General features: G+C 63.6%; 24 protein-coding genes. 14 read left to right on the forward strand and 10 right to left on the reverse strand.

Going from position 1 to position 22,650, the window contains the following annotated elements; genetic code table 11:
- Nucleotides 1–8 precede the first annotated feature (8 nt).
- The 3 genes from aat to F3K02_RS07680 all read left to right on the forward strand — a co-directional run bounded on the left by aat (nucleotide 9) and on the right by F3K02_RS07680 (nucleotide 2,409).
- Entirely contained in the window at nucleotides 9–779 is a 771-nt protein-coding gene (gene aat / locus F3K02_RS07670) for a leucyl/phenylalanyl-tRNA--protein transferase (protein WP_177134788.1), read from the forward strand.
- Nucleotides 776–1,513, forward strand: a complete 738-nt coding sequence (locus F3K02_RS07675) for an arginyltransferase (RefSeq protein WP_177134790.1) — start codon at nucleotides 776–778, stop codon at nucleotides 1,511–1,513. Before aat ends, F3K02_RS07675 begins: the two co-directional genes overlap by 4 nt.
- Nucleotides 1,514–1,605: 92 nt before the next feature.
- On the forward strand, nucleotides 1,606–2,409 hold the full coding sequence (locus tag F3K02_RS07680) for an IclR family transcriptional regulator (RefSeq protein WP_177134792.1): 804 nt from the start codon (nucleotides 1,606–1,608) through the stop codon (nucleotides 2,407–2,409).
- Nucleotides 2,410–2,479: 70 nt separating this feature from the next.
- Here F3K02_RS07680 and F3K02_RS07685 read toward each other — a convergent pair whose 3' ends face one another.
- The 6 genes from F3K02_RS07685 to F3K02_RS07710 all read right to left on the reverse strand — a co-directional run bounded on the left by F3K02_RS07685 (nucleotide 2,480) and on the right by F3K02_RS07710 (nucleotide 10,157).
- Nucleotides 2,480–3,727, reverse strand: coding sequence for a serine hydrolase (locus F3K02_RS07685; protein WP_246309230.1), 1,248 nt, complete (start codon nucleotides 3,725–3,727; stop codon nucleotides 2,480–2,482).
- A gap of 175 nt (nucleotides 3,728–3,902) precedes the next feature.
- A complete protein-coding gene (locus tag F3K02_RS07690) occupies nucleotides 3,903–5,444 on the reverse strand; it encodes a 2-isopropylmalate synthase (RefSeq protein WP_177134794.1) in 1,542 nt (513 codons plus the stop codon).
- Nucleotides 5,445–5,679: 235 nt separating this feature from the next.
- Entirely contained in the window at nucleotides 5,680–6,489 is an 810-nt protein-coding gene (gene pssA / locus F3K02_RS07695) for a CDP-diacylglycerol--serine O-phosphatidyltransferase (protein ID WP_177134796.1), read from the reverse strand.
- Nucleotides 6,490–6,613: 124 nt separating this feature from the next.
- Nucleotides 6,614–7,630 (reverse strand): ketol-acid reductoisomerase, encoded by a 1,017-nt coding sequence (ilvC, locus tag F3K02_RS07700; RefSeq protein WP_177134798.1) that lies wholly within the window; start codon nucleotides 7,628–7,630, stop codon nucleotides 6,614–6,616.
- A 150-nt stretch (nucleotides 7,631–7,780) separates the two neighbouring features.
- The gene (gene ilvN / locus F3K02_RS07705) at nucleotides 7,781–8,272 is read right to left on the reverse strand and encodes an acetolactate synthase small subunit (RefSeq protein WP_068168656.1); all 492 of its coding nucleotides are present in this window, start codon (nucleotides 8,270–8,272) and stop codon (nucleotides 7,781–7,783) included.
- 109 nt (nucleotides 8,273–8,381) lie between these two features.
- A complete protein-coding gene (locus F3K02_RS07710; RefSeq protein WP_177134800.1) occupies nucleotides 8,382–10,157 on the reverse strand; it encodes an acetolactate synthase 3 catalytic subunit in 1,776 nt (591 codons plus the stop codon).
- A 330-nt stretch (nucleotides 10,158–10,487) separates the two neighbouring features.
- Here F3K02_RS07710 and F3K02_RS07715 point away from each other — a divergent pair, with 330 nt between their 5' ends.
- Genes F3K02_RS07715 through F3K02_RS07725 form a run of 3 tightly spaced genes read left to right on the forward strand, consistent with a single transcriptional unit; the run spans nucleotide 10,488 to nucleotide 12,018 of the window.
- Complete coding sequence (locus F3K02_RS07715; protein WP_425485574.1) at nucleotides 10,488–10,967, forward strand: RDD family protein; 480 nt, start codon at nucleotides 10,488–10,490, stop codon at nucleotides 10,965–10,967.
- A gap of 40 nt (nucleotides 10,968–11,007) precedes the next feature.
- Complete coding sequence (locus tag F3K02_RS07720; protein WP_177134804.1) at nucleotides 11,008–11,406, forward strand: diacylglycerol kinase; 399 nt, start codon at nucleotides 11,008–11,010, stop codon at nucleotides 11,404–11,406.
- 24 nt (nucleotides 11,407–11,430) lie between these two features.
- Nucleotides 11,431–12,018 (forward strand): LOG family protein, encoded by a 588-nt coding sequence (locus tag F3K02_RS07725; protein WP_177134805.1) that lies wholly within the window; start codon nucleotides 11,431–11,433, stop codon nucleotides 12,016–12,018.
- A gap of 27 nt (nucleotides 12,019–12,045) precedes the next feature.
- On the opposite strand, the gene F3K02_RS07730 is transcribed toward F3K02_RS07725, so the two are convergent.
- Both F3K02_RS07730 and F3K02_RS07735 read right to left on the reverse strand, forming a co-directional pair.
- Entirely contained in the window at nucleotides 12,046–12,384 is a 339-nt protein-coding gene (locus F3K02_RS07730) for a P-II family nitrogen regulator (RefSeq protein ID WP_177134807.1), read from the reverse strand.
- An 89-nt stretch (nucleotides 12,385–12,473) separates the two neighbouring features.
- Entirely contained in the window at nucleotides 12,474–14,171 is a 1,698-nt protein-coding gene (locus F3K02_RS07735; RefSeq protein ID WP_177134808.1) for an NAD+ synthase, read from the reverse strand.
- Between the two features lie 104 nt (nucleotides 14,172–14,275).
- Here F3K02_RS07735 and F3K02_RS07740 point away from each other — a divergent pair, with 104 nt between their 5' ends.
- From F3K02_RS07740 to F3K02_RS07765, 6 genes are all read left to right on the forward strand, one after another.
- Nucleotides 14,276–15,466 carry a GNAT family N-acetyltransferase gene (locus tag F3K02_RS07740; RefSeq protein ID WP_177134810.1) on the forward strand — a complete coding sequence of 397 codons (1,191 nt, stop codon included), beginning with the start codon at nucleotides 14,276–14,278 and terminating at the stop codon, nucleotides 15,464–15,466.
- A 103-nt stretch (nucleotides 15,467–15,569) separates the two neighbouring features.
- Nucleotides 15,570–15,887, forward strand: coding sequence for a hypothetical protein (locus tag F3K02_RS07745; RefSeq protein WP_177134813.1), 318 nt, complete (start codon nucleotides 15,570–15,572; stop codon nucleotides 15,885–15,887).
- Entirely contained in the window at nucleotides 15,878–16,318 is a 441-nt protein-coding gene (locus tag F3K02_RS07750) for a bactofilin family protein (RefSeq protein ID WP_177134815.1), read from the forward strand. The genes F3K02_RS07745 and F3K02_RS07750 overlap by 10 nt, the downstream gene beginning before the upstream one ends.
- Before the next feature lie 91 nt (nucleotides 16,319–16,409).
- Entirely contained in the window at nucleotides 16,410–16,943 is a 534-nt protein-coding gene (locus F3K02_RS07755) for a bactofilin family protein (RefSeq protein WP_177134817.1), read from the forward strand.
- 9 nt (nucleotides 16,944–16,952) lie between these two features.
- On the forward strand, nucleotides 16,953–17,513 hold the full coding sequence (locus tag F3K02_RS07760; protein WP_177134819.1) for a hypothetical protein: 561 nt from the start codon (nucleotides 16,953–16,955) through the stop codon (nucleotides 17,511–17,513).
- Nucleotides 17,514–17,517: 4 nt separating this feature from the next.
- Nucleotides 17,518–17,922 (forward strand): bactofilin family protein, encoded by a 405-nt coding sequence (locus F3K02_RS07765; RefSeq protein ID WP_177134821.1) that lies wholly within the window; start codon nucleotides 17,518–17,520, stop codon nucleotides 17,920–17,922.
- 97 nt (nucleotides 17,923–18,019) lie between these two features.
- On the opposite strand, the gene ppa is transcribed toward F3K02_RS07765, so the two are convergent.
- The gene (gene ppa, locus F3K02_RS07770; protein ID WP_177134823.1) at nucleotides 18,020–18,556 is read right to left on the reverse strand and encodes an inorganic diphosphatase; all 537 of its coding nucleotides are present in this window, start codon (nucleotides 18,554–18,556) and stop codon (nucleotides 18,020–18,022) included.
- Between the two features lie 308 nt (nucleotides 18,557–18,864).
- Between ppa and F3K02_RS07775 the strand changes: the two genes are divergently transcribed.
- A complete protein-coding gene (locus tag F3K02_RS07775) occupies nucleotides 18,865–20,928 on the forward strand; it encodes a sodium-translocating pyrophosphatase (protein WP_177134825.1) in 2,064 nt (687 codons plus the stop codon).
- A 68-nt stretch (nucleotides 20,929–20,996) separates the two neighbouring features.
- On the opposite strand, the gene F3K02_RS07780 is transcribed toward F3K02_RS07775, so the two are convergent.
- Entirely contained in the window at nucleotides 20,997–21,623 is a 627-nt protein-coding gene (locus F3K02_RS07780) for a TetR/AcrR family transcriptional regulator (protein ID WP_246309232.1), read from the reverse strand.
- A gap of 144 nt (nucleotides 21,624–21,767) precedes the next feature.
- Here F3K02_RS07780 and F3K02_RS07785 point away from each other — a divergent pair, with 144 nt between their 5' ends.
- A complete protein-coding gene (locus F3K02_RS07785) occupies nucleotides 21,768–22,589 on the forward strand; it encodes a metal-dependent hydrolase (protein ID WP_177134827.1) in 822 nt (273 codons plus the stop codon).
- Nucleotides 22,590–22,650: the final 61 nt, after the last annotated feature.

A 22,650-nucleotide genomic window follows, 5' to 3' on the forward strand; every position in this document is an offset into this window, starting at 1 on the left:
ATAGCGGCATGTCGTCTTCACCCACCTTGCCCGCACTGCCCTGGCTTGAACCCGGTGACGTTTTCCCCCCGGTTGAACAAGCCTGGGGACCTGCCGATCCGGCCCCCGGTCTATTGGCCGCCGGTGGCGTGCTGGACGTGCCGACGCTGGTCGCCGCCTATTCCCAGGGCATCTTCCCCTGGTACAGCGCCGGACAGCCCATCTTGTGGTGGAGCACCGATCCGCGCATGGTGCTGCACTGCCATGCCGTGCGGCTGCACCGCTCCCTGCGCAAGACGATCCACAAGCTGTTGCTGCAAGGCCGGCTGGAAGTTCGTTTCGACAGCGCTTTTGACCGGGTGATCCAGGCCTGCGCCCACATTCCCCGCGAGGGTCAAAACGGGACCTGGATCGTGCCCGCCATGGTGCAGGCTTACATCCAGCTGCATCGGGCGGGCCGGGCGCACAGCGTAGAGACTTGGATCGATGGTGAGCTCGTCGGCGGTCTGTACTGCGTGAACCTGGGCGCCATGGTGTTTGGCGAGTCCATGTTCTGCCGCCAGAGCGATGCATCCAAGATTGCACTGATGGCGCTGGTGTCGTTCTGCCGGGCGCAGGACATTCCCCTGATCGACTGCCAGCAGGACACGCCCCACCTCTCGTCTCTGGGCGGACAGTTGATGCCGCGCGAAGTCTTCAGCCGGCACCTGCAACAGGCCACGCCGCAACCGGCGCCGGTTTGGCGCTTCGAGCCCGTATACTGGAAACACCTCCTCTCCGAAGACGGCGAACGAGCGTGACCCACCTCAAAGAACTTCCACTGCAGGCGCTGCAGTTTTACGCCACGGCACCGTACCCGTGCAGTTACCTGGCGGGCCGCATGGCCCGCTCACAGGTCGCCACCCCCAGCCACCTGATCCACAACGATGCCTATTCGGATCTCGTGACGCACGGTTTTCGCCGCAGCGGCATGTTCACCTACCGCCCGAACTGTGATGACTGCAAGGCCTGCGTTCCCCTACGCTTGCCGGTGGCCCAGTTCAAGCCCAGTCGCAGCCAGCGCCGCAGCCGGGCGACCCACGCCCAGTTGCAGACCCGGGTGCTCAAGCTCTGCTTCATCCCCGAACATTACCAGCTGTACTTGCGTTACCAGAACAGCCGCCATGCGGGCGGCGGCATGGACCACGACAGCATCGACCAGTACACCCAGTTCCTGCTGCAGAGCCGGGTCAATTCGCGTCTCGTCGAGTTCTATGAACCGGCGGTCAGCGGCCGTCCGGCCCGGCTCAAGATGGTGTCCATCGTGGACGTTCTCAACGATGGCCTCTCGGCGGTCTACACCTTCTACGAACCCGACGACAAGGCGAGCTATGGCACCTACAGCGTGCTTTGGCAAATCGAACAGGCCCGATCCCTCGGCCTGCCCCATGTGTACCTGGGTTACTGGATCGCGCAGAGCAGCAAGATGAGCTACAAGGCGGGCTTTCGGCCACACGAAGTCCTGCTCAACGGCACCTGGGTCCCGGTTGCCTGATCGCCTGGCAACCGACCGCACCCGCGGCGGGTGATTGCACATTCGCGCCACGCAATTTCATCTTGTAAAATACAGGTCAACCTCTTGCTGCCATGACCAAACGTTCAGACTCCCTCCCCAGCACGCCAACCGTCCAGGTGATCGAGCGCATGTTCAACCTCCTCGAAGTGCTGGCAGCACGCGAAGAGCCTGTTTCACTCAAGGACATCAGCGAAAAGACGGGGCTCCATCCTTCCACCGCCCACCGCATCCTCAACGACCTCACGATCGGCCGTTTCGTCGACCGGCCCGAGGCGGGCAGTTACCGACTGGGCATGCGGCTGCTCGAGTTGGGCAATCTGGTCAAGGCGCGCCTGAGCGTGCGCGACGCAGCGCTCGCTCCCATGCGCGAGCTGCACAAATTGATCCAGCAGCCGGTCAACCTGAGCGTGCGCCAGGGCGACGAAATCGTGTATGTGGAACGCGCCTACAGCGAACGCTCGGGCATGCAAGTCGTGCGCGCCATCGGTGGTCGTGCGCCCCTGCACCTGACGTCGGTGGGAAAACTCTTCCTGGCGGCCGATGACCCCCAGCGCGTTCGCGCCTACGCCGCGCGCACCGGCTTGGCCGGCAACACGCGCAACAGCCTGACGCAGCTGGCCACGCTGGAACGTGAACTCACGCAGTGTCGCCAGGCCGGACTGGCCAGGGACAACGAAGAGCTTGAACTCGGCGTGCGCTGCATGGCAGCAGGCATCTACGACGACCAATGCAAACTGGTGGCAGGGTTGTCGATTTCTGCGCCCGCCGACCGCATCGACGAAAGCTGGGTTCCGAAGCTGCGTGCAACCGCCGCCGACATCTCGGTCTCTCTGGGTTGCCCGAAGGCAACGGCTACCATCGCCAACAACCGTTGACCTTACAAAAGCAAAAAAGAGGGACCCCGCAAAGGGTCCCTCTTTTTTTGTTTGGCTACAGGTAGATCGATCAGCCTTGCGGTCTGCTGGCCATCACTCGCTGGCTGGCGCCTTGGGCCTCGACCCAGTGGCGGACCCGTTCAGCATCCTGCGCCCGACCGAATTTACCGGCCGAATCCAGGAAGACCATGATGAGCTTGCGACCGCTCACCTTGGCCTGCATCACCAGACAACGCCCGGCTTCCGATATGTAGCCGGTTTTTTGCAGACCGATGTCCCAATCCGGGTTGCGGATCAGGCGGTTCGAGTTGTTGAACTGCAGGGTGCGGTTGCCCAGCTCCAGCAGGTGGCTGGGCGATGTGGAAAGGTCGCGAAGGATCGGGCGCTCATAAGCCACCGACACCAGTGTGGCCAGATCGCGGGCACTGGACTGGTTCTGGCTCATCAATCCGGTAGGCTCGACGTAGCGTGTGTCCATCATGCCCAGATCACGGGCCTTGGCGTTCATCAGTCGGACAAAATGCGCCAGACCGCCAGGGTAGGTGCGCCCCAAGGCATTGGCCGCCCGGTTTTCACTGGACATCAGCGCCAGGTGCATCATTTCACCGCGGCTCAGCGTGGTGCCCACGGCCAGACGGGATCGGCTGCCCTTGTGGGTGTCCACATCATCCTGTGTGATGGTGATCATTTCGTCCATCGGCAGGTTGGCATCGGCGATCACCAGGCCCGTCATCAATTTGGTCAGCGAAGCAATGGGCAACACCGCCGAATCGTTCTTGCTGAACAGCACTTCGCCCGTGTCCTGGTCCATCACCAGCGCCACGCTGGAGTTGAGTTCCAGTGGGTCGTTCACTGAACGCAAACCCAGACGCTCACCGGTGGACAGGCTCGGAAGGCTCGCCACACGGACCATGCTGGAGCGGCTTGCCCGCGGGTACGCCGCAAGCTGCATGCTGCCCTTGTTGCTGCGCGCCAGACGACTGGCCTTGCGCGCCTCAAGGCGACGGGCCGTGGCCGTCATCGGCGTCTTGGCCAGCCTGCGCGCCTCCAGGCGCTGGATCTGGCGGGCCTCTTCACGGCTAAGCCGCTTCCCCTTGGTCGCCACCACCTGTTTGCGCGGCACTTTGACCACAGAGATCTTCCGGGTCGTCGATTTCTTGCGCTCGACCACCTTGGTGGCCACCGGCTTTTTGCTCTTTCCGGACTGCTTTCGTTCAGAGGCAGCCTGACCACTCATCGGCATGAGCAATGCAGCAGCCAGCACCGTACAGACGGCAATCTGCAAGGTTTTCTGAAAGCAGTCGGGGAAATAAGTCATCGCTCCACTCCAGCGCGCGGGTTGTGCTGGAGCGGAGTATATGAGATGTCAAAAAAACTAGCAATATCAAAAACTTGCGACATCTTCTTCAGTGAACGGTGGAACAGGTGCTACTTTTGGTATCTGTTTCACGCATATCACCTGGCTTTGTTACAAGTCCTTGATTCCATTGGATTTAACCCTGAGCCGCAACCTTGTCGGATTTGTTTTCCAGCTTGTTGAGCGCGCTCAGATAGGCCTTGGCCGACGCCACAACGATGTCCGGGTCGGCTCCCACGCCGTTGACCACCCGCCCGCTGTGCTGCAGACGCACCGTCACTTCGCCCTGACTTTCGGTCGAACCACTCGTGATGGCATTGACCGAATACAGCACCAGCTCGGCCCCGCTCTTGACGTGGCTTTCGATGGCTTTGAGCGAAGCATCCACCGGCCCGTTGCCGTCGGAGATGCCCTGGTATTCCTTGCCTGCGATGGTGAATACCACCTCAGCGTGCGGGCGCTCCCCCGTTTCGCTGCGCTGGGAAAGGGAAACCAGCCCGTACTGCTCTTTTTCAGCGCTCACGCTCTCATCGCTGCACAGCGCCAGGATGTCCTCGTCGAAGATCTCGCTCTTGCGGTCAGCCAGTTCCTTGAACGCGGCGAAAGCGGTGTTGATCTCACTCTCCGACTCCATCTCGATGCCGAGCTCCTGAAGGCGTTGCTTGAAGGCGTTGCGACCTGAGAGCTTGCCCAACACGATCTTGTTGGCGGCCCAGCCCACGTCCTCGGCGCGCATGATTTCGTAGGTATCGCGTGCCTTGAGCACCCCGTCCTGGTGGATGCCGCTGGCGTGCGCAAAGGCATTCGCCCCCACCACCGCCTTGTTGGGCTGCACCACAAAACCAGTGGTCTGGCTGACCATGCGGCTGGCTGGCACGATCTGCGTGGTGTCCACACCCACATCGAGGTTGAAATAGTCGCGGCGCGTGCGCACCGCCATCACGACCTCCTCCAGCGAGCAATTGCCCGCGCGCTCACCCAGACCGTTGATGGTGCACTCGACCTGGCGCGCACCGCCAATCTTCACACCGGCCAGCGAATTGGCCACGGCCATGCCGAGGTCGTTGTGGCAATGCACCGACCAGATGGCTTTGTCGGAGTTCGGCACGCGCTCACGCAGACTGCGGATGAACTCGCCATACAGCTCGGGAATGGCGTAGCCCACGGTGTCCGGGATATTGAGTGTGGTGGCTCCTTCCTTGATCACCGCTTCGAGCACACGGCAGAGAAAATCCGGGTCGCTGCGGTAGCCATCTTCAGGGCTGAACTCGATGTCGGCACACAGGTTGCGGGCAAAACGCACCGACTGGATGGCTTGCTCCAGCACCTGCTCGGGCGTCATGCGCAGCTTCTTCTCCATGTGCAACGGACTGGTCGCAATGAAGGTGTGGATGCGGGCGCTGTTGGCACCCTTGAGGGCCTCGGCCGCACGGGCAATGTCGCGGTCATTGGCACGGGCCAGCGAGCACACCGTGGAATCCTTGATGGTGTTGGCAATGGCATGCACACAATCAAAGTCACCATTGGAGCTGGCGGCAAAACCAGCTTCGATCACGTCAACCTTCAGGCGCTCCAGCTGGCGCGCAATGCGCAGCTTCTCGTCCTTGGTCATGGACGCGCCGGGCGACTGCTCGCCGTCACGCAAGGTGGTGTCAAAAATGATGAGCTTGTCCGTCATGTGATTCTCCGGTGGGTTGCCTCGTGGGCAGCGCTTGAAAAAACCCGCAGTCCAAAACAAAACGGCCCGCTGCGGGTGCAAACGGGCCGTTGTTGGAAATCACTCTCGCGTTACCAGACCTGCCCGTGTCGGACACCCAGTAGTAGCGAAAGCGAAACTTGTTTCATGGCTGGCAATGTATCACAAAGCCCCGGCGTTCCGCATGGAGGAAAACCATGGGCATCATGCGCGGATCCTATTCGTGCAGACCGCGCTCGTCGGGCTCGTCGGTGGAGGTGCTGATGACGCTGGTCGGGCGTCCCTTGGCCTTGCGCCAGAAGTACATCGCGTAGCCCGACAGTCCATAGACCACAAACAGCCCGAAGAGCACGGTGGGCGGATGGATGTTGATCACAGCGATGCCCAGAGCCACCAGCACGATGGCGGCGAACGGCACGCTCTTCTTCAGGCTCAGGTCCTTGAAACTGTAGAACGGCACATTGGTCACCATCGTCAGGCCCGCATACAGCGTCAGCGCAAACATGGGCCACGTCAGCACGGACCGGTCCAGCTCCAGTTCGGTCGCCAGCCAGATGAAGCCGGCCACGAGCGCCGCGGCGGCGGGTGAGGGCAAGCCCTGGAAATAGCGTTTGTCCACCACGCCGGTGTTGACGTTGAAACGCGCCAGACGCAGCGCCGCACAGGCGCAATAGACGAAGGCGGCGATCCAGCCCCAGCGGCCAATGTCCTTGAGCACCCAGACATAGGCCACCAGCCCCGGCGCGGCGCCAAACGACACCATGTCCGACAGCGAGTCCATCTGTTCACCGAAGGCGCTCTGGGTATGGGTCATGCGCGCCACGCGGCCGTCCAGGCTGTCCAGCACCATGGCCGCAAAAATGCCCACCGTGGCCAGATCGAAGCGCCCGTTCATGGCCATGACGATGGCGTAGAACCCGCCGAACAAAGCGGCCAGCGTGATCATGTTGGGCAGCATGTAGATGCCCTTGCGGCGCCGGGGGATGTCGGCGCTGGGTTCGTTCAGGGGATCGGATCCGTCGTGCATGGGTGGTTCTTGGCGTCAGCCGCAATGGAGCGCGCAGAGCGCAGGCTGGCAGTGTAAGCCAGTGCATGGACCCCAGAAAACACAAAGGCCACCGAAGTGGCCCTTGTGCAAGCGGAAAACCAGATCAGTTGCGGGTCTGGTCGACCAGCTTGTTCTTGGCGATCCAGGGCATCATGGCGCGAAGCTGGGCACCCACCACTTCGATCTGGTGATCGGCGGTGTTGCGGCGGCGGGCGGTCATGCTCGGGTAGTTCAGGCGGCCTTCCTGGATGAACATCTTGGCGTAGTCACCGTTCTGGATGCGCTTCAGGGCGTTGCGCATGGCGGCGCGCGACTGGTCGTTGATGACTTCAGGACCGGTCACGTACTCGCCGAACTCCGCGTTGTTGGAGATCGAGTAGTTCATGTTGGCGATACCGCCTTCGTAGATCAGATCGACGATGAGCTTGAGCTCGTGCAGGCACTCGAAGTAGGCCATCTCAGGGGCGTAGCCGGCTTCGACGAGGGTCTCGTAACCCATCTTGATCAGTTCGACGGCGCCACCGCACAACACGGCCTGCTCGCCGAACAGGTCGGTCTCGGTCTCTTCCTTGAAGTTGGTCTCGATGATGCCGGCCTTGCCGCCACCGTTGGCCATCGCGTAGCTCAGGGCCAGATCACGGGCCTTGCCACTCTTGTCCTGGTGTATGGCGATCAGGTGGGGCACGCCGCCACCCTGGGTGTAGGTGTTGCGCACGGTGTGGCCGGGCGCCTTGGGGGCGACCATCCACACGTCCAGATCGGCGCGGGGCACGACCTGGTTGTAGTGCACGTTGAAACCGTGGGCGAACACGAGCGAAGCGCCCTGCTTGATGTTGGGCGCCACGTTGTTGGTGTAAACCTCGGCGATCTGCTCGTCGGGCAGCAGGATCATGACCACGTCAGCGGCCTTGACGGCGTCGTTGACTTCCATCACGGTCAGGCCGGCCTTGCCAACCTTGTCCCAGGAGGCGCCGCCCTTGCGCAGGCCGACCACCACCTTGACGCCGCTGTCGTTCAGGTTCTGGGCGTGTGCGTGGCCTTGCGAGCCGTAGCCAATGATGGCAACCGTCTTGCCTTTGATCAGGCTCAGGTCACAGTCTTTGTCGTAGAAAACTTTCATGAGGTTGCTCCAGTTGAAATCTTGAAAAAAACCGCTAATGGTAACCAGCGGAAGTGACTTATCCAGCGGGTGCCGTGGAACCGGCTTCGCCGGGCCACTGGCGCCGTCCCCTTGAGGGGAAGCCGCGCAGCGGCGCAGGGGTGGGCTTATCTAAACCCTCAGGATGCGCTCACCCCGACCGATGCCGCAGGAACCGGTGCGAACCGTTTCCAGAATGGCCGCGCGATCAATGGCTTCCAGAAAAGCGTCGTTCTTGCCCTGGTCGCCGGTGAGTTCGATGGTGTAGCTCTTCTCCGTCACGTCGATGACGCGGCCACGGAAGATGTCGGCCATGCGCTTCATTTCCTCACGCTCCTTGCCCACCGCGCGCACCTTCACCAGCATGAGCTCACGCTCGGTGTAGGCGCCTTCGGTCAGGTCCACCACCTTGACGACTTCGATCAGCCGGTTCAGGTGTTTGGTGATCTGCTCGATCACGTCGTCCGAACCGGTGGTCTGGATCGTCATGCGCGAGAGGCTGGGGTCTTCCGTGGGCGCCACGGTGAGGGATTCGATGTTGTAGCCCCGCGCGGAGAACAGGCCCACCACGCGCGAGAGCGCACCGGGTTCGTTTTCGAGCAGGACAGCGATGATGTGTTTCATGAATGAGATTCCTCTTTTCTGAGCCCTACCCTGCGCACGGTAATGCGCAGGCTTGGCTGCAAATAGATTCGTCGAAGGGACTGCCACTCGGGGTGGCAGGGGGAAAAGCTCAGAGGTCTTCGGCGCCCAGCGTCATCTCGGTGATGCCTTTGCCGGCGCGCACCATGGGAAAGACGTTCTCCGTCGGGTCGGTGCGGAAGTCCATGAAGACCGTGCGGTCCTTGAGCTTGCGCGCCTCGCGCAAGGCACCTTCCACGTCCTGCGGGCGCTCGATCAGCATGCCAACGTGGCCGTAGGCCTCGGCGAGCTTCACGAAGTTGGGCAGTGCGTCCATGTAGCTGTGGCTGTAGCGGCCCTCGTAGTCGAGCTCCTGCCACTGGCGCACCATGCCGAGGTAACGGTTGTTGAGCGCCACGATCTTGATCGGCGTGTTGTACTGCAGGCAGGTGGAGAGTTCCTGGATGCACATCTGCACCGAGCCTTCGCCGGTCACGCAGAACACTTCGCTCTCGGGCTTGGCCAGCTTGATACCCATGGCGTAGGGAATGCCCACGCCCATGGTGCCCAGGCCACCGGAGTTGATCCAGCGGCGCGGCTCGTTGAACTTGTAGTACTGCGCGGCCCACATCTGGTGCTGACCCACGTCGGACGTGATGTAGGCATCGGCGTCCTTGGTCATGTTCCAGAGCGTTTCCACCACGTACTGCGGCTTGATCACGTCCTTGTTGCCGCGGTCGTACTTCAGGCAGTCCGTCGAGCGCCAGCCTTCGATGGTTTCCCACCACCCCGCCAGCGCCTTTTCATCCGCCCGGATGGTGGTTTCGCGCACCATGTTGATCAGCTCGGTCAGCACATCCTTCACGTCGCCGACGATCGGCACGTCGACCTTGACGCGCTTGGAGATGCTCGACGGGTCGATGTCGATGTGGATGATCTTGCGTTCGTTCTGCGCGAAGTGCTTGGGATTGCCGATCACGCGGTCATCAAAGCGCGCGCCCACGGCCAGCAGCACATCGCAGTTCTGCATCGCGTTGTTGGCTTCCACCGTGCCGTGCATGCCCAGCATGCCAAGGAACTTGCGGTCGGAGGCGGGATAGGCACCCAGGCCCATAAGCGTGTTGGTGACGGGATAGCCCAGCAAGTCCACCAGCGTGCGCAGTTCCTGCACCGCATTGCCCAGCAGCACGCCGCCACCGGTGTAGATGTAGGGACGCTTCGCCGTCAGGAGCAGTTGCAGGGCCTTGCGGATCTGGCCGCCGTGGCCCTTGCGCACCGGGTTGTACGAACGCATCTCGACCGACTCGGGGTAGCCGGCGAAGGCGGTCTTGTTGAATGACACGTCTTTCGGGATGTCCACCACCACGGGGCCGGGACGGCCGGTGCGCGCGATGTGGAAGGCCTTCTTCATCACCATGGCCAGGTCACGCACATCCTTCACCAGGAAGTTGTGCTTGACGATGGGGCGCGTGATGCCGACGGTGTCGCACTCTTGGAAGGCGTCCAGCCCGATCGCGGCCGTGGGCACCTGGCCGGCGATGATCACCATCGGGATGCTGTCCATGTAGGCGGTGGCGATGCCGGTCACGGCATTGGTCAGGCCAGGGCCCGAGGTGACCAGGGACACGCCCACATCGCCCGTGGCGCGGGCATAGCCGTCGGCGGCGTGCACAGCGGCCTGCTCATGCCGCACCAGCACGTGCTGGATGGTGTCCTGCTTGTAGAAAGCGTCGTAGATATGCAGCACAGCACCGCCGGGGTAGCCCCAGATGTACTTCACGCCTTCGGCCTGAAGGGCCTTGACGAGGATCTCTGCGCCGCGGAGTTCTTGGGTGGCTGCGCCGTGGGCAGCGGCAGCGGAGGCCAGTTCGGCCTTGTTGATTTCCATGATGAACCTTTCGAGAATTTCTCTGACGAAATACCTTGGGTGCCCCTCCACCCACTCTTGTGAAGCGGTGTCAGGACTTGAGGCCAATGGACATGAGCGGACACATACCCCGCCGGACCTTGACCCGTTTGCCTTTTTGAATTGCAGCCTGACATTATCGCACTGCAACACGCCCTTGCGCCAGCCGGCGACTTGAGCTTTTGAGCAAAACCGGTTGGCTTGGGCCGCAATGCGACAATCCGGAGCCCGTCCTGATCACAAAAAATGACCGAAACTGCCTCTTTCGCGCCCACCGCAGGCGCCCTCACCGCCCCACCGATCGCGCGCCGCATGGCCTGCTGGCTCTACGAGGGCATGCTGATGTTCGGCGTGGTGTTCATCGCGGGCTATCTGTTTTCCACACTGACGCAGACCCGGCACGCGCTGGACAACCGCCACATGCAGCAGGCCTTTCTGTTCGTGGTGTTCGGCATCTACTTCACCTGGTTCTGGGCCAAGGGGCAGACGCTGGCCATGAAGACCTGGAACATCCGCGTGGTGGACCGGCAAGGACGACCGATCACGCAAGCGCGCGCGCTGGGGCGCTACGTGCTGTCCTGGTTGTGGTTCCTGCCGCCACTGGCCGTGGGGGGCGCGTTCAGCCTGCCCGGTGGCGAGCTGACGGTGATCGTGATCGGCTGGGTGGCCATCTGGGCCGTGCTCTCGCGCTTCCATCCCCAGCGGCAGTTCCTGCACGACGCACTGGCGGGCACACGCCTGGTTCATTTCAAACCGCCCCAGCCCGTCAAGGTCCAAAAGAACGCCGCCTGAGGCATCGCGGAAGCCGCTGCTCAGCGGATACACCTGAAACATGACCGACACAACACACCGCGAACCCACCAACGCACAGAAACAGCGCACCGGCCTGGCCCGCATGTGGCACGCCTTCGGCTATTCCATGGCGGGTCTGCGTGCAGGCTGGCACGAAACGGCCTTCCGCCAGGAGGCCCTCGCGGCCATGGTGCTGGTTCCGCTGTCCTTCTGGCTGGGCCGCAACTGGGTCGAGGTCGCTTTGCTGGCCGGCTCGGTGGTCCTGGTGATGGTGGTGGAACTGCTCAACACCGGCATCGAAACCGCCATCGACCGCATCGGTCCGGAATGGCACGATCTGTCCAAACGCGCCAAAGACATGGGCAGCGCCGCTGTGCTGCTGAGCCTGCTGGTGTGCACCGGCGTCTGGAGCGCAGCGCTCTGGACCGCCTTGGCCTGAGCTTCTTCAACCGGAACTCCTTCGATGAGTGATCCCCATTTCTCCCTCTGCGTGTACTGCGGGTCCCGCCCCGGCAGCCAACCCGAATTCACCGAAGCAGCACGGGCGGTGGGCGAGTGGATCGGCCGCCATGGCGGACAACTGGTCTACGGTGGGGGCTGCAACGGGCTCATGGGCACCGTCGCACAGGCCACGCTGGATGCGGGCGGGCGTGTCGTCGGCGTCATCCCGAAGGCGCTGGTTGACAAGGAGTGGGCGAACCACGCCTGTACCGAGCTCCATGTGGTGGAGACCATGCACGAGCGCAAGCGCCTGATGGCCGAACACGCCGACGCCTTCCTGGCCCTGCCCGGCGGTATCGGAACGTTCGAGGAATTCTTCGAGGTCTGGACCTGGCGCCAGCTCGGCTACCACGACAAGCCCGTGGGACTGCTCAATGTGGCTGGCTACTACGACGGCCTGATGCAGTTCCTGCACAGCACCGTCGAGCAGCAGTTCATGGGCACCTGGCAGATGGACCTGATCCGCATGGACACGGACCTGCAGCGTCTGCTGCCGGGCCTGGTGCAGGACGCCGGCCTGGCGCCGGCCGCGCAGCTCGAAGCGATCTGAACCCGTCGTCGCGCAAGGGGCGCACCGTCAGACGGCTGTTTCGTCCTCTTCGCCGGTGCGGATGCGCACGACACGCTCCACCGTCGTCACAAAAATCTTGCCGTCCCCGATCTTGCCGGTGCGGGCGGCGCGCACGATCGCGTCCACACAGCGCTCCACGTCATCCGACTTGACCACCACTTCCAGCTTCACCTTGGGCAGGAAATCCACCACGTATTCGGCGCCACGATAGAGCTCGGTGTGGCCTTTCTGGCGGCCAAAACCCTTCACCTCGGTCACGGTCAGGCCGGTCACACCCTGCTCGGCCAGGGCTTCACGTACCTCTTCCAGCTTGAACGGTTTGATGACGGCGGTGATCTGCTTCATGGGGGTCTCCAATGCGGGTCGGGTATCGATGGCTTTTGATTATGCCCAAGGCCTGCACGCACACAGGGTGGCAAGGACAAACCCGCGCATCAAGCGCGGTACTTGCTGGTGATTGGGTATCGCCAGTCCTTGCCAAAGCTGCGGTGGGTCACGCGGATGCCCACCGGCGCCTGACGGCGCTTGTACTCGTTGATGCGGATCAGCCGCACCACCTTGTCGACATCGGCCTTGGCAAAGCCGTCGGCCACGATGCTGGCCGGGCTCTGGTCGTTCTCCATGTAGCGCTCGATGATGGTGTCGAGCACATCGTATTCGGGCAGGCTGTCCTGGTCCTTCTGGTCGGCCCGCAGTTCGGCGCTGGGCGGGCGGGTGATGATGCGTTCGGGAATCGGGTTCGCCCCGGTGCCATACGGATCGTGCTCGTTGCGCCAGCGCGCCAGGCGGAACACCATGGTCTTGGCCACGTCCTTGATCACCGCAAAGCCACCCGCCATGTCGCCGTAGAGCGTGCAGTAGCCGGTCGCCATTTCACTCTTGTTCCCGGTGGTCAGCACGATGCTGCCGAACTTGTTGGACATGGCCATGAGCAGCGTGCCGCGGATGCGCGCCTGCAGGTTTTCTTCGGTCGTGTCCTCGGGGCGGCCCTCGAACAGCGGGGCGAGCGAGGCTTTGAAAGCTTCGAACTCGGGCGCGATGGCGATTTCGTCATGGCGCACACCCAGGCGCTCGGCCATGTCGCGCGCGTCGATCCAGGATATGTCGGCGGTGTACGGCGAGGGCATCATGAAGGTGCGCACGCGGTCCTTGCCCAAGGCGTCCACCGCAATGGCCAGCACCAGCGCCGAGTCGATGCCGCCCGACAAGCCCAGGATGGCACCGGGAAAGCCGTTCTTGCCCAGGTAGTCGCGCACGCCGAGCACCAGCGCGTGCCAGAGATCGGCCTCCAGGCTGTGCGCCCGGTCGGTGATGGCCTCAATGGACCAGCCGGCCGGTTCGCGGCTGAAGACGATGTCGAACAAGGCCTCTTCGAAACTGATGGCGCGACCCGCCAGGCTGCCATCAGCCGCCAGCACAAAACTCCGGCCCTCGAACACGATCTCATCCTGCCCGCCCACCAGATGCGCATACACCAGCGGCACACCGGTGGCCAACACACGCTGGCGCATGGTGCCTTCGCGTTCGTTGCCTTTGCCGGTGTGGAACGGCGACGCGTTGATCACCGCCAGCAGTTCAGCGCCCGCGGCGCGGGCATCGGCGGCCGGTGCATCGAACCAGGCGTCTTCGCAGATCAGCAGTCCCACGCGCACGCGATCGCCCTCCGCATCCGTCACATCGAACACGCCCACCCCGTTGCCGGGCACAAAATAGCGGCGTTCGTCAAACACCTGGTAGTTGGGCAGTTCGCGTTTGGCGTAGCGGTGCACCACCTGGCCGTCACACAGCACGCTGGCGGCGTTGTACAGGCCCGCCACCGAAACACTGCGCTCGCGGCGCTCCTCGCCCGCGAGGCTCGGCACGCGCACAGGATGCCCCACCACGATGTGCAGGCCTTTGAACGCCGCGGTCTCCCCAGCCACGGTTTTCAGGGCATCATCGCAGGCGTCGATGAACGCGGGCCGCAGAAAAAGGTCTTCGGCCGCGTAGCCACACAGGGCCAGTTCGGGCGTGAGCAGCAGGCCGATGCCGCGGGCATGGGCATCGCGAGCGGCATCGATGATCTTTCGGGCATTGCCCGCCATGTCTCCCACCACAAAATTCAACTGGGCCACACAGATTTTGAGCGTCATGGAATCGGAAAAACTTGCGGGAAACGGGGTATTGGACAGAAGCCCCCGGCGCCGGGCGGTGAGGACTTCACGGCCCTGCAGACAAGGCTCTGCAGGTCGCTGACATGGCGAAATTTGATTATGTCACCCGTGTCCTGAACTCGCCGCTGGACGTAACGGCGTCTGAGTGGGACGCCCTGCTGGCCCTGGAGCCAGACCCCAGTCCGTTCATGCGCCACGACTACCTCGCAGCGCTGCAGACCAGCGGCTGCGCCACCCCAGCAACAGGTTGGCAAGCCCGGTTCGTCACGCTGTGGGTGGGCGACACGCTGCACGCCGCCTGTCCGATGTACCTGAAGCAGCATTCCTACGGCGAATACGTGTTCGACTGGGCGTGGGCCAACGCCTACGAGCAGCACGGCCTGCCGTACTACCCCAAGGCACTGGTGGCGGTACCGTTCACACCGGTGCCCGGCGCCCGGCTGCTGGCGCGCGACCCCGCTGCGCGTGCAGCGCTCGTGCAAGCGCTGCTGCAACACGCGCGCGATGAAGGCCTGTCGTCACTGCACCTGCTGTTCGCACAGCCACAGGACGTGGCGGCCTGCGAACAGGCAGGGATGATGTTGCGCCACACAGTGCAGTTTCATTGGCAGAACAGGGGGGTGTCCGACTTCGATCACTTCCTGGCCAGCTTGCAGCAGGAGAAGCGCAAGAAGATCCGGCAGGAGCGGCGCAAGGTGGCCGAGGCCGGTGTGAGCTTCCGCTGGTCCCGCGGTGCCGACATCAGCTCGAACGACTGGGACTTCTTCTACCGCTGCTACGAGCGTACTTACCTCGAACACGGCAATGCGCCCTACCTGAACCGCGATTTTTTCCACCGCCTGGCCCACTCGGTGCCCGAGAACTGGCTGCTGTTCGTGGCCGAACGCGAGGGCCGGCCGGTGGCCGCCAGCCTGATCGGCATCGATGCCGAACACGGCGTCGCCTATGGCCGTTATTGGGGTGCCCTGGAGCGGGTGGATTGCCTGCATTTCGAGGCCTGCTACTACCAGCCCCTGGCCTGGTGCATCGAACACGGTTTCCAGCGCTTCGAAGGCGGCGCCCAGGGCGAACACAAGATGGCGCGCGCCCTGCTGCCGGTTCGCACCACCAGCGCGCACTGGCTGGCCCACCCCGCCTTCGCCGATGCGGTGGAGCGTTTTCTGCAGCGCGAGGGCGATGGCATCGGACAGTACCTCGAGCACCTCTCCCAACGCAGCCCGCTCAAGGTAACAGCCGCATCACCGGACGCACCTGTACCCCACAATAGAGAATGAATGCGCATGAGAGGCCGAAAACCAGGCCGTGCTTCGCACCGAAGCGCCCCTTGGGTTCCGTCTTTTGTAGTATTTAGTTACACACTTGTTACACTCACCCCGCATGGACGAAGCCGACGCCTTTTTCACCCAGACCATTGTGGGCGCGCCCTTCACGGTCCTGCTCGGCCGTCGCATCCAGCCGGGCTCTGCTGAGAGCCAGGGCCTTGAAATCAACCCGACCACCGGTGAAAGCCGCCTGACCCGCGTCTGGCAGGAGTGGATCGTTCTCAGCCATGCCTGCGATCCGGTGGGTCAATCCCGTCTGCGTCCGGGCCGGCTGCGGCGCCTGCTGGAACGCCACGCCTTGTGGATCGGAGTCCTGGGTCTGCTGTCGTTGGCGGGTTCCCTCGTTGTCTGGGGAGTCAAGCCATGGAGCTGAAAACCCCGCAGGACACGCTCACGCTCGATCCCATCGCGATGAACGTGGTCAGTCGCGTGGCGGCGGGCAGCCGGCTCAGCGGCGAACTCCAGTTCGAAGGCGGCCTGCTGGTGCAGGGCGAGATCTCGGGTCATATCCGGATCAATGGCCGGCTGATCGTCTGGACCGGGGGCGTGGTGCGTGGGCGCGTGAAGGTGCTCGGGGATCTCTACCTGTTCGGGCAACTGGGTGACACCGGTGCCAGCCCACAAGACACCAGCCTGGAATGCACCGGCATGGCCTATGTGTCCAAGACCGCCGTGTCCACGGGTACGCTGCTGGCCAGACGCCTGCAGCTCTACGAAGGCGCTGACTTGCAGGGGCCATTCAAGACGCTCAAACTCGGCGACAACCTGCCGGTGCTGCACGATGTGCACACCGACTCCCGTTGAACCGCCCGAGTCCGCCACCATGCCGCCCCTGAAAGCCCATCGTTATCAGAACCCCGACCGCCATCTGGAACAAGACATGGAAAACAACGACATGAACGACAACCAACAGGCACCCGATGCCAGCCATGGTTACGACGAGCCTGGCAACGGCCCGGTGGACAGTGGCCAGACACTGGAAGTGGCCGTTGGCAACGCCATGCCGCCGAGCCAGCCCAGCCACCTGCCCTTGCTGCAGCCCACGCCCCTGTCGGGTGTGGCAGGCGAAGCCCTTGAAGCGAACCCGGCGCGCAGCATGGTGGCCGAGGGCATGCACTTTGTGGGCAACGCCCTGCTGCGCGGCCCCTGCAGCGTGGCCGGCCTGGTGGAAGGCAACCTGACGCAGGCCCCCGATGCCACGGTGGCGGTCGTCGTGACCGAAACCGGTCGCGTCAAAGGCGACATCACCGCACAGAAAATCTCGGTCATGGGCCACACCGATGGCATCCTGGACTCCGGTCAGGGTGAAGTGGCCCTGCACGACACCGCCAGCGTGCACGGCCTGGTGCGCTACGGGCGCATCCAGGTCAACGGCGCCGACCTCAATGCCACGCTGGAGCGTGTGGCGATCCAGAAGCCGGGGGCCTGACGGTTTTCCATGCTGTGGCGCCAACCTCCACAAACCCTCCTGATTCCGCAAACCGCGCCCGTGCCGGACGCCGAAGCCGTGCGCCGCGCGGTGCTCCAGGCGAGCTGGCGGCGCGATCGATGGGTCGCGCGCCGGCGCGTGTGGTTGCGCTGGCTGGTCTGGGTGACGGGGCGCTACCTGTTGCCGGCCCTGCTGGTCTTCGGCTTGGGCGCCTGGCTCTGGCTGGGGGTGTTGCCGGGCATGGGCAACCCGCTGGACCAACTGACCCGCATCCAGAAACCCGCCGCCAGCCCCGCACCGGCTGTCCCGCCAGCGCACAAGGCTGTGCCCGAACCTGCCACATTGCCGCCGCCTTCATCGGCCGAGCCAGTAGAGGTGGTCAGCTACAGCCCGGAGGGCGAAGAATTGCCCGTGCCCCTGGCCCTGCGGTTCGAATCGCGCTGGGCGACCACAGTCAGCGACAGCGACAGCGACAAGCTCACCACCACCGTGTCCGCTGCGTCCGACACATTCACCCCGATCCAACCGCATCTGAAACCCGAAAACTGGTTGCACAGCAAGGAGCCCTGACCCCATGAACAACAATCCCGCTTCCACCCGCCTCGTCCCGGCCGAACGCCTCACGGCCATCACCAGCCTGATCGCCGAAGGCGCCGTGTTCGACGGCAACTTCCACACCACGCGCGACCAGGGCATCAAGGTCGATGGCCAGCTCAAGGGCAACATCACGTTCGAGACCGGCGGCACGCTGCATGTGGGTGCCACGGGCGTGATCGAAAACACCCGCCTGGAAGCGGACTACGTGTTCATCGAAGGCAAGGTGATCGGCACGGTGATCGCGCGCAAGGCGCTGGAGATCACCGGCTCGGCCACGCTGATCGGCGACGCCAGCTACGACGAAATGATCGACATGCACCCGCGTGCCCGCGTGCGCGGCAAGATCGAATACCGCGGCGACATTGACGCGGCGCAGTCCTGATCCCACTGCCAGGAACACCAGAAAAAAAGCCTGCCAGAGTGATCTGGCAGGCTTTTTGTTCTGAGACGCCGCCCCACGGCGGGGTCTTCAACAGTGATCAGGCCGCCTTGGCGTTGTAAGCCGCGATACCGTCCAGGATTTCCTTGTGGGCGGATGCCTTGTCTTCCCAGCCCTGAACCTTGACCCACTTGCCCGGTTCCAGGTCTTTGTAGTGTTCGAAGAAATGCTCGATGGCCTTCAGGCGCATCGGGTTCAGATCGTCCGGCTTTTGCCAGCGGCTGTAGAGCGACAGGATCTTGTCGGTCGGCACGGCCAGCACCTTGCCGTCTTCGCCGGCTTCGTCGGTCATCTTCAGGATACCGATGGCACGGCAGGGCACCACCACACCGGGGATCAGCGGCACGGGCGTGATCACCAGTACGTCCACCGGGTCGCCGTCGCCCGACAGGGTCTTGGGCACATAACCGTAGTTGGTCGGGTAGTGCATCGCGGTGCTCATGAAACGGTCCACGAAGATCGCGCCGGTTTCCTTGTCCACTTCGTACTTGATCGGGTCGGCGTTCATCGGGATCTCGATGATCACGTTGAACGACTCGGGAACATTCTTGCCAGGGGTGACGTTGTCGAGAGACATGGGGTTTTCTGAGGGTTGATGAATCGGAAGCGGCCACGTGTGCACAGGCATGGCGCACGGAACCCGAACGGATGGGCGCAAACGGTGCGCGCATGGGCAGGATTTACCCTGATTTTACTGATCCCAGCCTTACTTCCTGATCCATATCATTTCCCAAATGAAGCAATTCCCGCTAAATTCCAGCCGTTGGCCAATCGCCCTGCCGTGCTGCACCACCTGTAGCACGAGGACACGAGGAAGCAACGCAGCGGGGGCCACCCTCAAAGCGTTGCCCCCTCCAAGTCAAAACGAATGAGCAGGAGTAATCTATGGTTGGACAATCTGCGCTGATCTTTGCGCTGGTGTGTGGACTCGTGGCCGTGGCATACGGTTTCTGGTCCCGAAGCTGGATTCTTTCTCAGGACGCGGGCAACGCCCGCATGCAGGAAATCGCCGGGGCCATCCAGACCGGCGCTGCCGCCTACCTCGCCCGACAGTACAAGACCATTGCCGTCGTGGGCGTGGTGCTGGCCATCCTCATCGGTGTCTTCCTCGACAGCACGACCGCCATCGGCTTCGTGCTCGGCGCGGTGCTTTCGGGTGCCTGTGGCTTCATCGGCATGAACGTCTCGGTGAAAGCCAACGTGCGCACGGCGCAGGCCGCGACCCGGGGTATCGGCCCGGCGCTGGACGTGGCCTTCCGCGGCGGTGCCATCACCGGCATGCTGGTGGTCGGCCTGGGCCTGCTGGGCGTGGCCGGCTTCTTCTGGTTCCTAGTCGGCAACGGCAACCTGACACCCGACAAAAACCTCGCCACCCTGCTCAATCCGCTGATCGGTTTCGCCTTCGGCTCCTCGCTCATTTCCATCTTCGCCCGTCTGGGCGGCGGCATCTTCACCAAGGGCGCCGATGTGGGCGCCGATCTGGTGGGCAAGGTCGAAGCCGGTATCCCCGAGGACGACCCGCGCAACCCGGCGGTGATCGCCGACAACGTGGGCGACAACGTCGGCGACTGCGCCGGCATGGCGGCCGACCTGTTCGAGACCTATGCGGTGACACTGATCGCCACCATGGTGCTGGGCGCCCTGATGGTGACGGTGGCCCCGATGCAGGCCGTGCTCTACCCCTTGGTGCTGGGTGGCGTGTCGATCATCGCGTCCATCATCGGCTGCTTCTTCGTGAAGGCCAGCCCGGGCATGAAAAACGTGATGCCCGCGCTGTACAAAGGCCTGGCGATTGCCGGTGTGCTCTCATTGATCGCCTTCTACTTCGTGACCGCCTGGATCATGCCTGACGACGCCATCAGCGCCAGCGGCAGCCAGCTGCGCCTGTGGGGCGCCTGCGCGGTCGGCCTGATCCTGACGGCGGCCCTGGTCTGGATCACCGAGTTCTACACCGGCACCCAGTATTCACCGGTCAAACACATCGCCCAGGCCTCCACCACCGGCCACGGCACCAACATCATCGCGGGTCTGGGCGTGTCCATGCGCTCCACCGCCTGGCCGGTGCTCTGTGTCTGTATCGCCATCATCGCGGCCTACACGCTGGCCGGTCTGTACGGTATCGCCATCGCCGCGACCTCCATGCTGAGCATGGCGGGCATCGTGGTGGCCCTGGACGCCTACGGCCCCATCACCGACAACGCCGGCGGCATCGCCGAAATGGCCGAGCTGCCCAGCAGCGTGCGCGACGTGACCGACCCGCTGGACGCGGTGGGCAACACCACCAAGGCCGTGACCAAGGGTTACGCCATCGGCTCGGCCGGTCTGGCCGCGCTGGTGCTGTTTGCCGACTACACCCACAAGCTGGAAACCTACGGGCACCAGATCAGTTTCGACCTGAGCAACCCGATGGTGATCGTCGGCCTGTTCATCGGCGGCATGATCCCCTACCTCTTCGGTGCCATGGCCATGGAAGCGGTGGGTCGCGCCGCCGGTGCCGTGGTGGTCGAGGTGCGTCGCCAGTTCAAGGAGATCCCCGGCATCATGGAAGGCACGGCCAAACCCGAGTACGGCCGTGCGGTCGACATGCTGACCACCGCGGCCATCAAGGAAATGGTGATTCCCTCGCTACTGCCGGTGGTGGCGCCGATTCTGGTGGGCGTGTTCCTCGGTCCCCAGGCCCTGGGCGGTCTGCTCATGGGCACCATCGTGACCGGCCTGTTCGTGGCCATCTCCATGTGCACCGGCGGCGGCGCCTGGGACAACGCAAAGAAATACATCGAAGACGGCCACCACGGTGGCAAGGGCAGCGAAGCCCACAAGGCGGCCGTGACCGGTGACACCGTGGGCGACCCCTACAAGGACACCGCTGGCCCGGCCGTGAACCCGCTGATCAAGATCATCAACATCGTGGCCCTGCTGATCGTGCCACTGCTGCCGATGGCCGCCTGACCCGCGGGTTGGATCACCCACAACAAGGCCCGCCGAAGCGGGCCTTGTTGTTTTCGGCGCCGCTGCGGCTACGCAGCGTCAGCCCGGGTGAGCAGGCGCACCACCGCGCTGGCGCAGGGTGTCAGTTCCTGAAGGCGGTCGACCTCCCCGCGCTCGATGGCCAGCATCACGAGCTCATTGATGCCGCCCACCGCGGCGAGCGCCATGGTGGGCGTCAGCACCTGACTCAAGGGCACCCCGCCAGAATCGGGCCCACCGTTGACCGTTTCCAGCACAAAGTCGGCAAACTGCGCCATCACTTCGCGACGCACCCGGAGTCCTTCGGATCCCAGGTGATGGATTTCAACAAACAGCGTCCCGACCAACCCCGGCCCCGCCGCCAGATGCGCAAAATAGGCGTCCAGCGCATGCTCCACCTGGGTTTGCCAGGGGCGATCGGGCTGCACCGCCTCGCGCAACGTGCGCAGTGCCGATGCACTGGTCAGCCGGTACAGCGCCAGAAAGCAGGTTTCCTTGCAGTCAAAATGTTCGTAGAACGTGCGCTTGGAAACCCCCGCTTCGCGCACGATGTCGGCAATGGTGGCTGCGGCAACCCCCTTGCTGGCCGACACCCCCGCCATCGCTTGCAGCAAGCGCGAACGGTGTTCGTGCAGCTCGCTGGTGGTGTCGTTGGTGACCATGGATGGGGCTTTCATGCGCGGCATCTTAGGCCAGCCGCTTGTCCGCCGGCTGACAACGCCCAGCCCTGTTCACCGCGGAACCCCGCTTGACAGTGCTCCCTCAGGCAGGCAGCATGGCCACCCTTGGTACCATAAAGTACCGCCATCCGAAGACCGCTCATGACCGAACTGATTGTCCGCCGCCTGCTGATCGATCTGGAGCAACCGGTCGCCCGCCACTGGTGCGCCGGCGACGCGTTCCTGACCGCCTGGTTCAACGCCCTGTCGATGAGCTTCCCGGTGGGCGAACAGTTCTTCATCGACTCGGTGCGCAACGGTCTGCAGGCGCTGGCGCCGGAACAAAGCGACCGCTACCAAGGCGAAGTCCAGGGCTTCATCGGCCAGGAAGCGACCCACCGCCGCATCCATGCGCTCTTCAACGAGCTGATCGAACGCCACGGCCTGGTCAACGACTGGGAACCGCGTGCCCGCGAGCGCCTGCGGCTGGTCGAAGGCACCGACCCGCGCCACGGCCTCGCCATCACCGCGGCCAATGAACACTTCACGGCCCTGTTCGCCGAATGGATGTTGTCGCACCACCACCTGCTGGATGGCTGCGAGCCCCGCCTCAAGGCCCTGTGGCTCTGGCACAGCGCCGAAGAGGCCGAACACAAATGCACCGCGTTCGACCTCTACCAGGCCCTGGGTGGCAGCCACGCCTGGCGGGTGAAATGGATGCGGCGCATCACCCTGATCTTCCTGACCGACACGCTGCGCCAGACCGCTAACAACCTGCGTCGCGACGGCACGCTCTGGCGCTGGAGCACCTGGCGCAGCGCGGCTCACCACATGCTCGGCCGCGAGGGTCTGCTGCGCCGGAGCTTCAAACCCTGGCGGTCGTATTTCCGGCCCGATTTCCACCCCAGTCAACAAAGCAGCGACCTCTCACAAAACTGGCTGCGCGACAACAGCCGCCTGTACACCCGGGTCGGCGCCGCCTGAGCGCCCTGCTCCCTGGGGTTTAACCCCGATTCGCCAGGGTCTGTGCGCCAGCGCCCGCGCA

Source organism: Hydrogenophaga aromaticivorans (assembly GCF_013387465.1).
Lineage (GTDB): Bacteria > Pseudomonadota > Gammaproteobacteria > Burkholderiales > Burkholderiaceae_C > Hydrogenophaga > Hydrogenophaga aromaticivorans.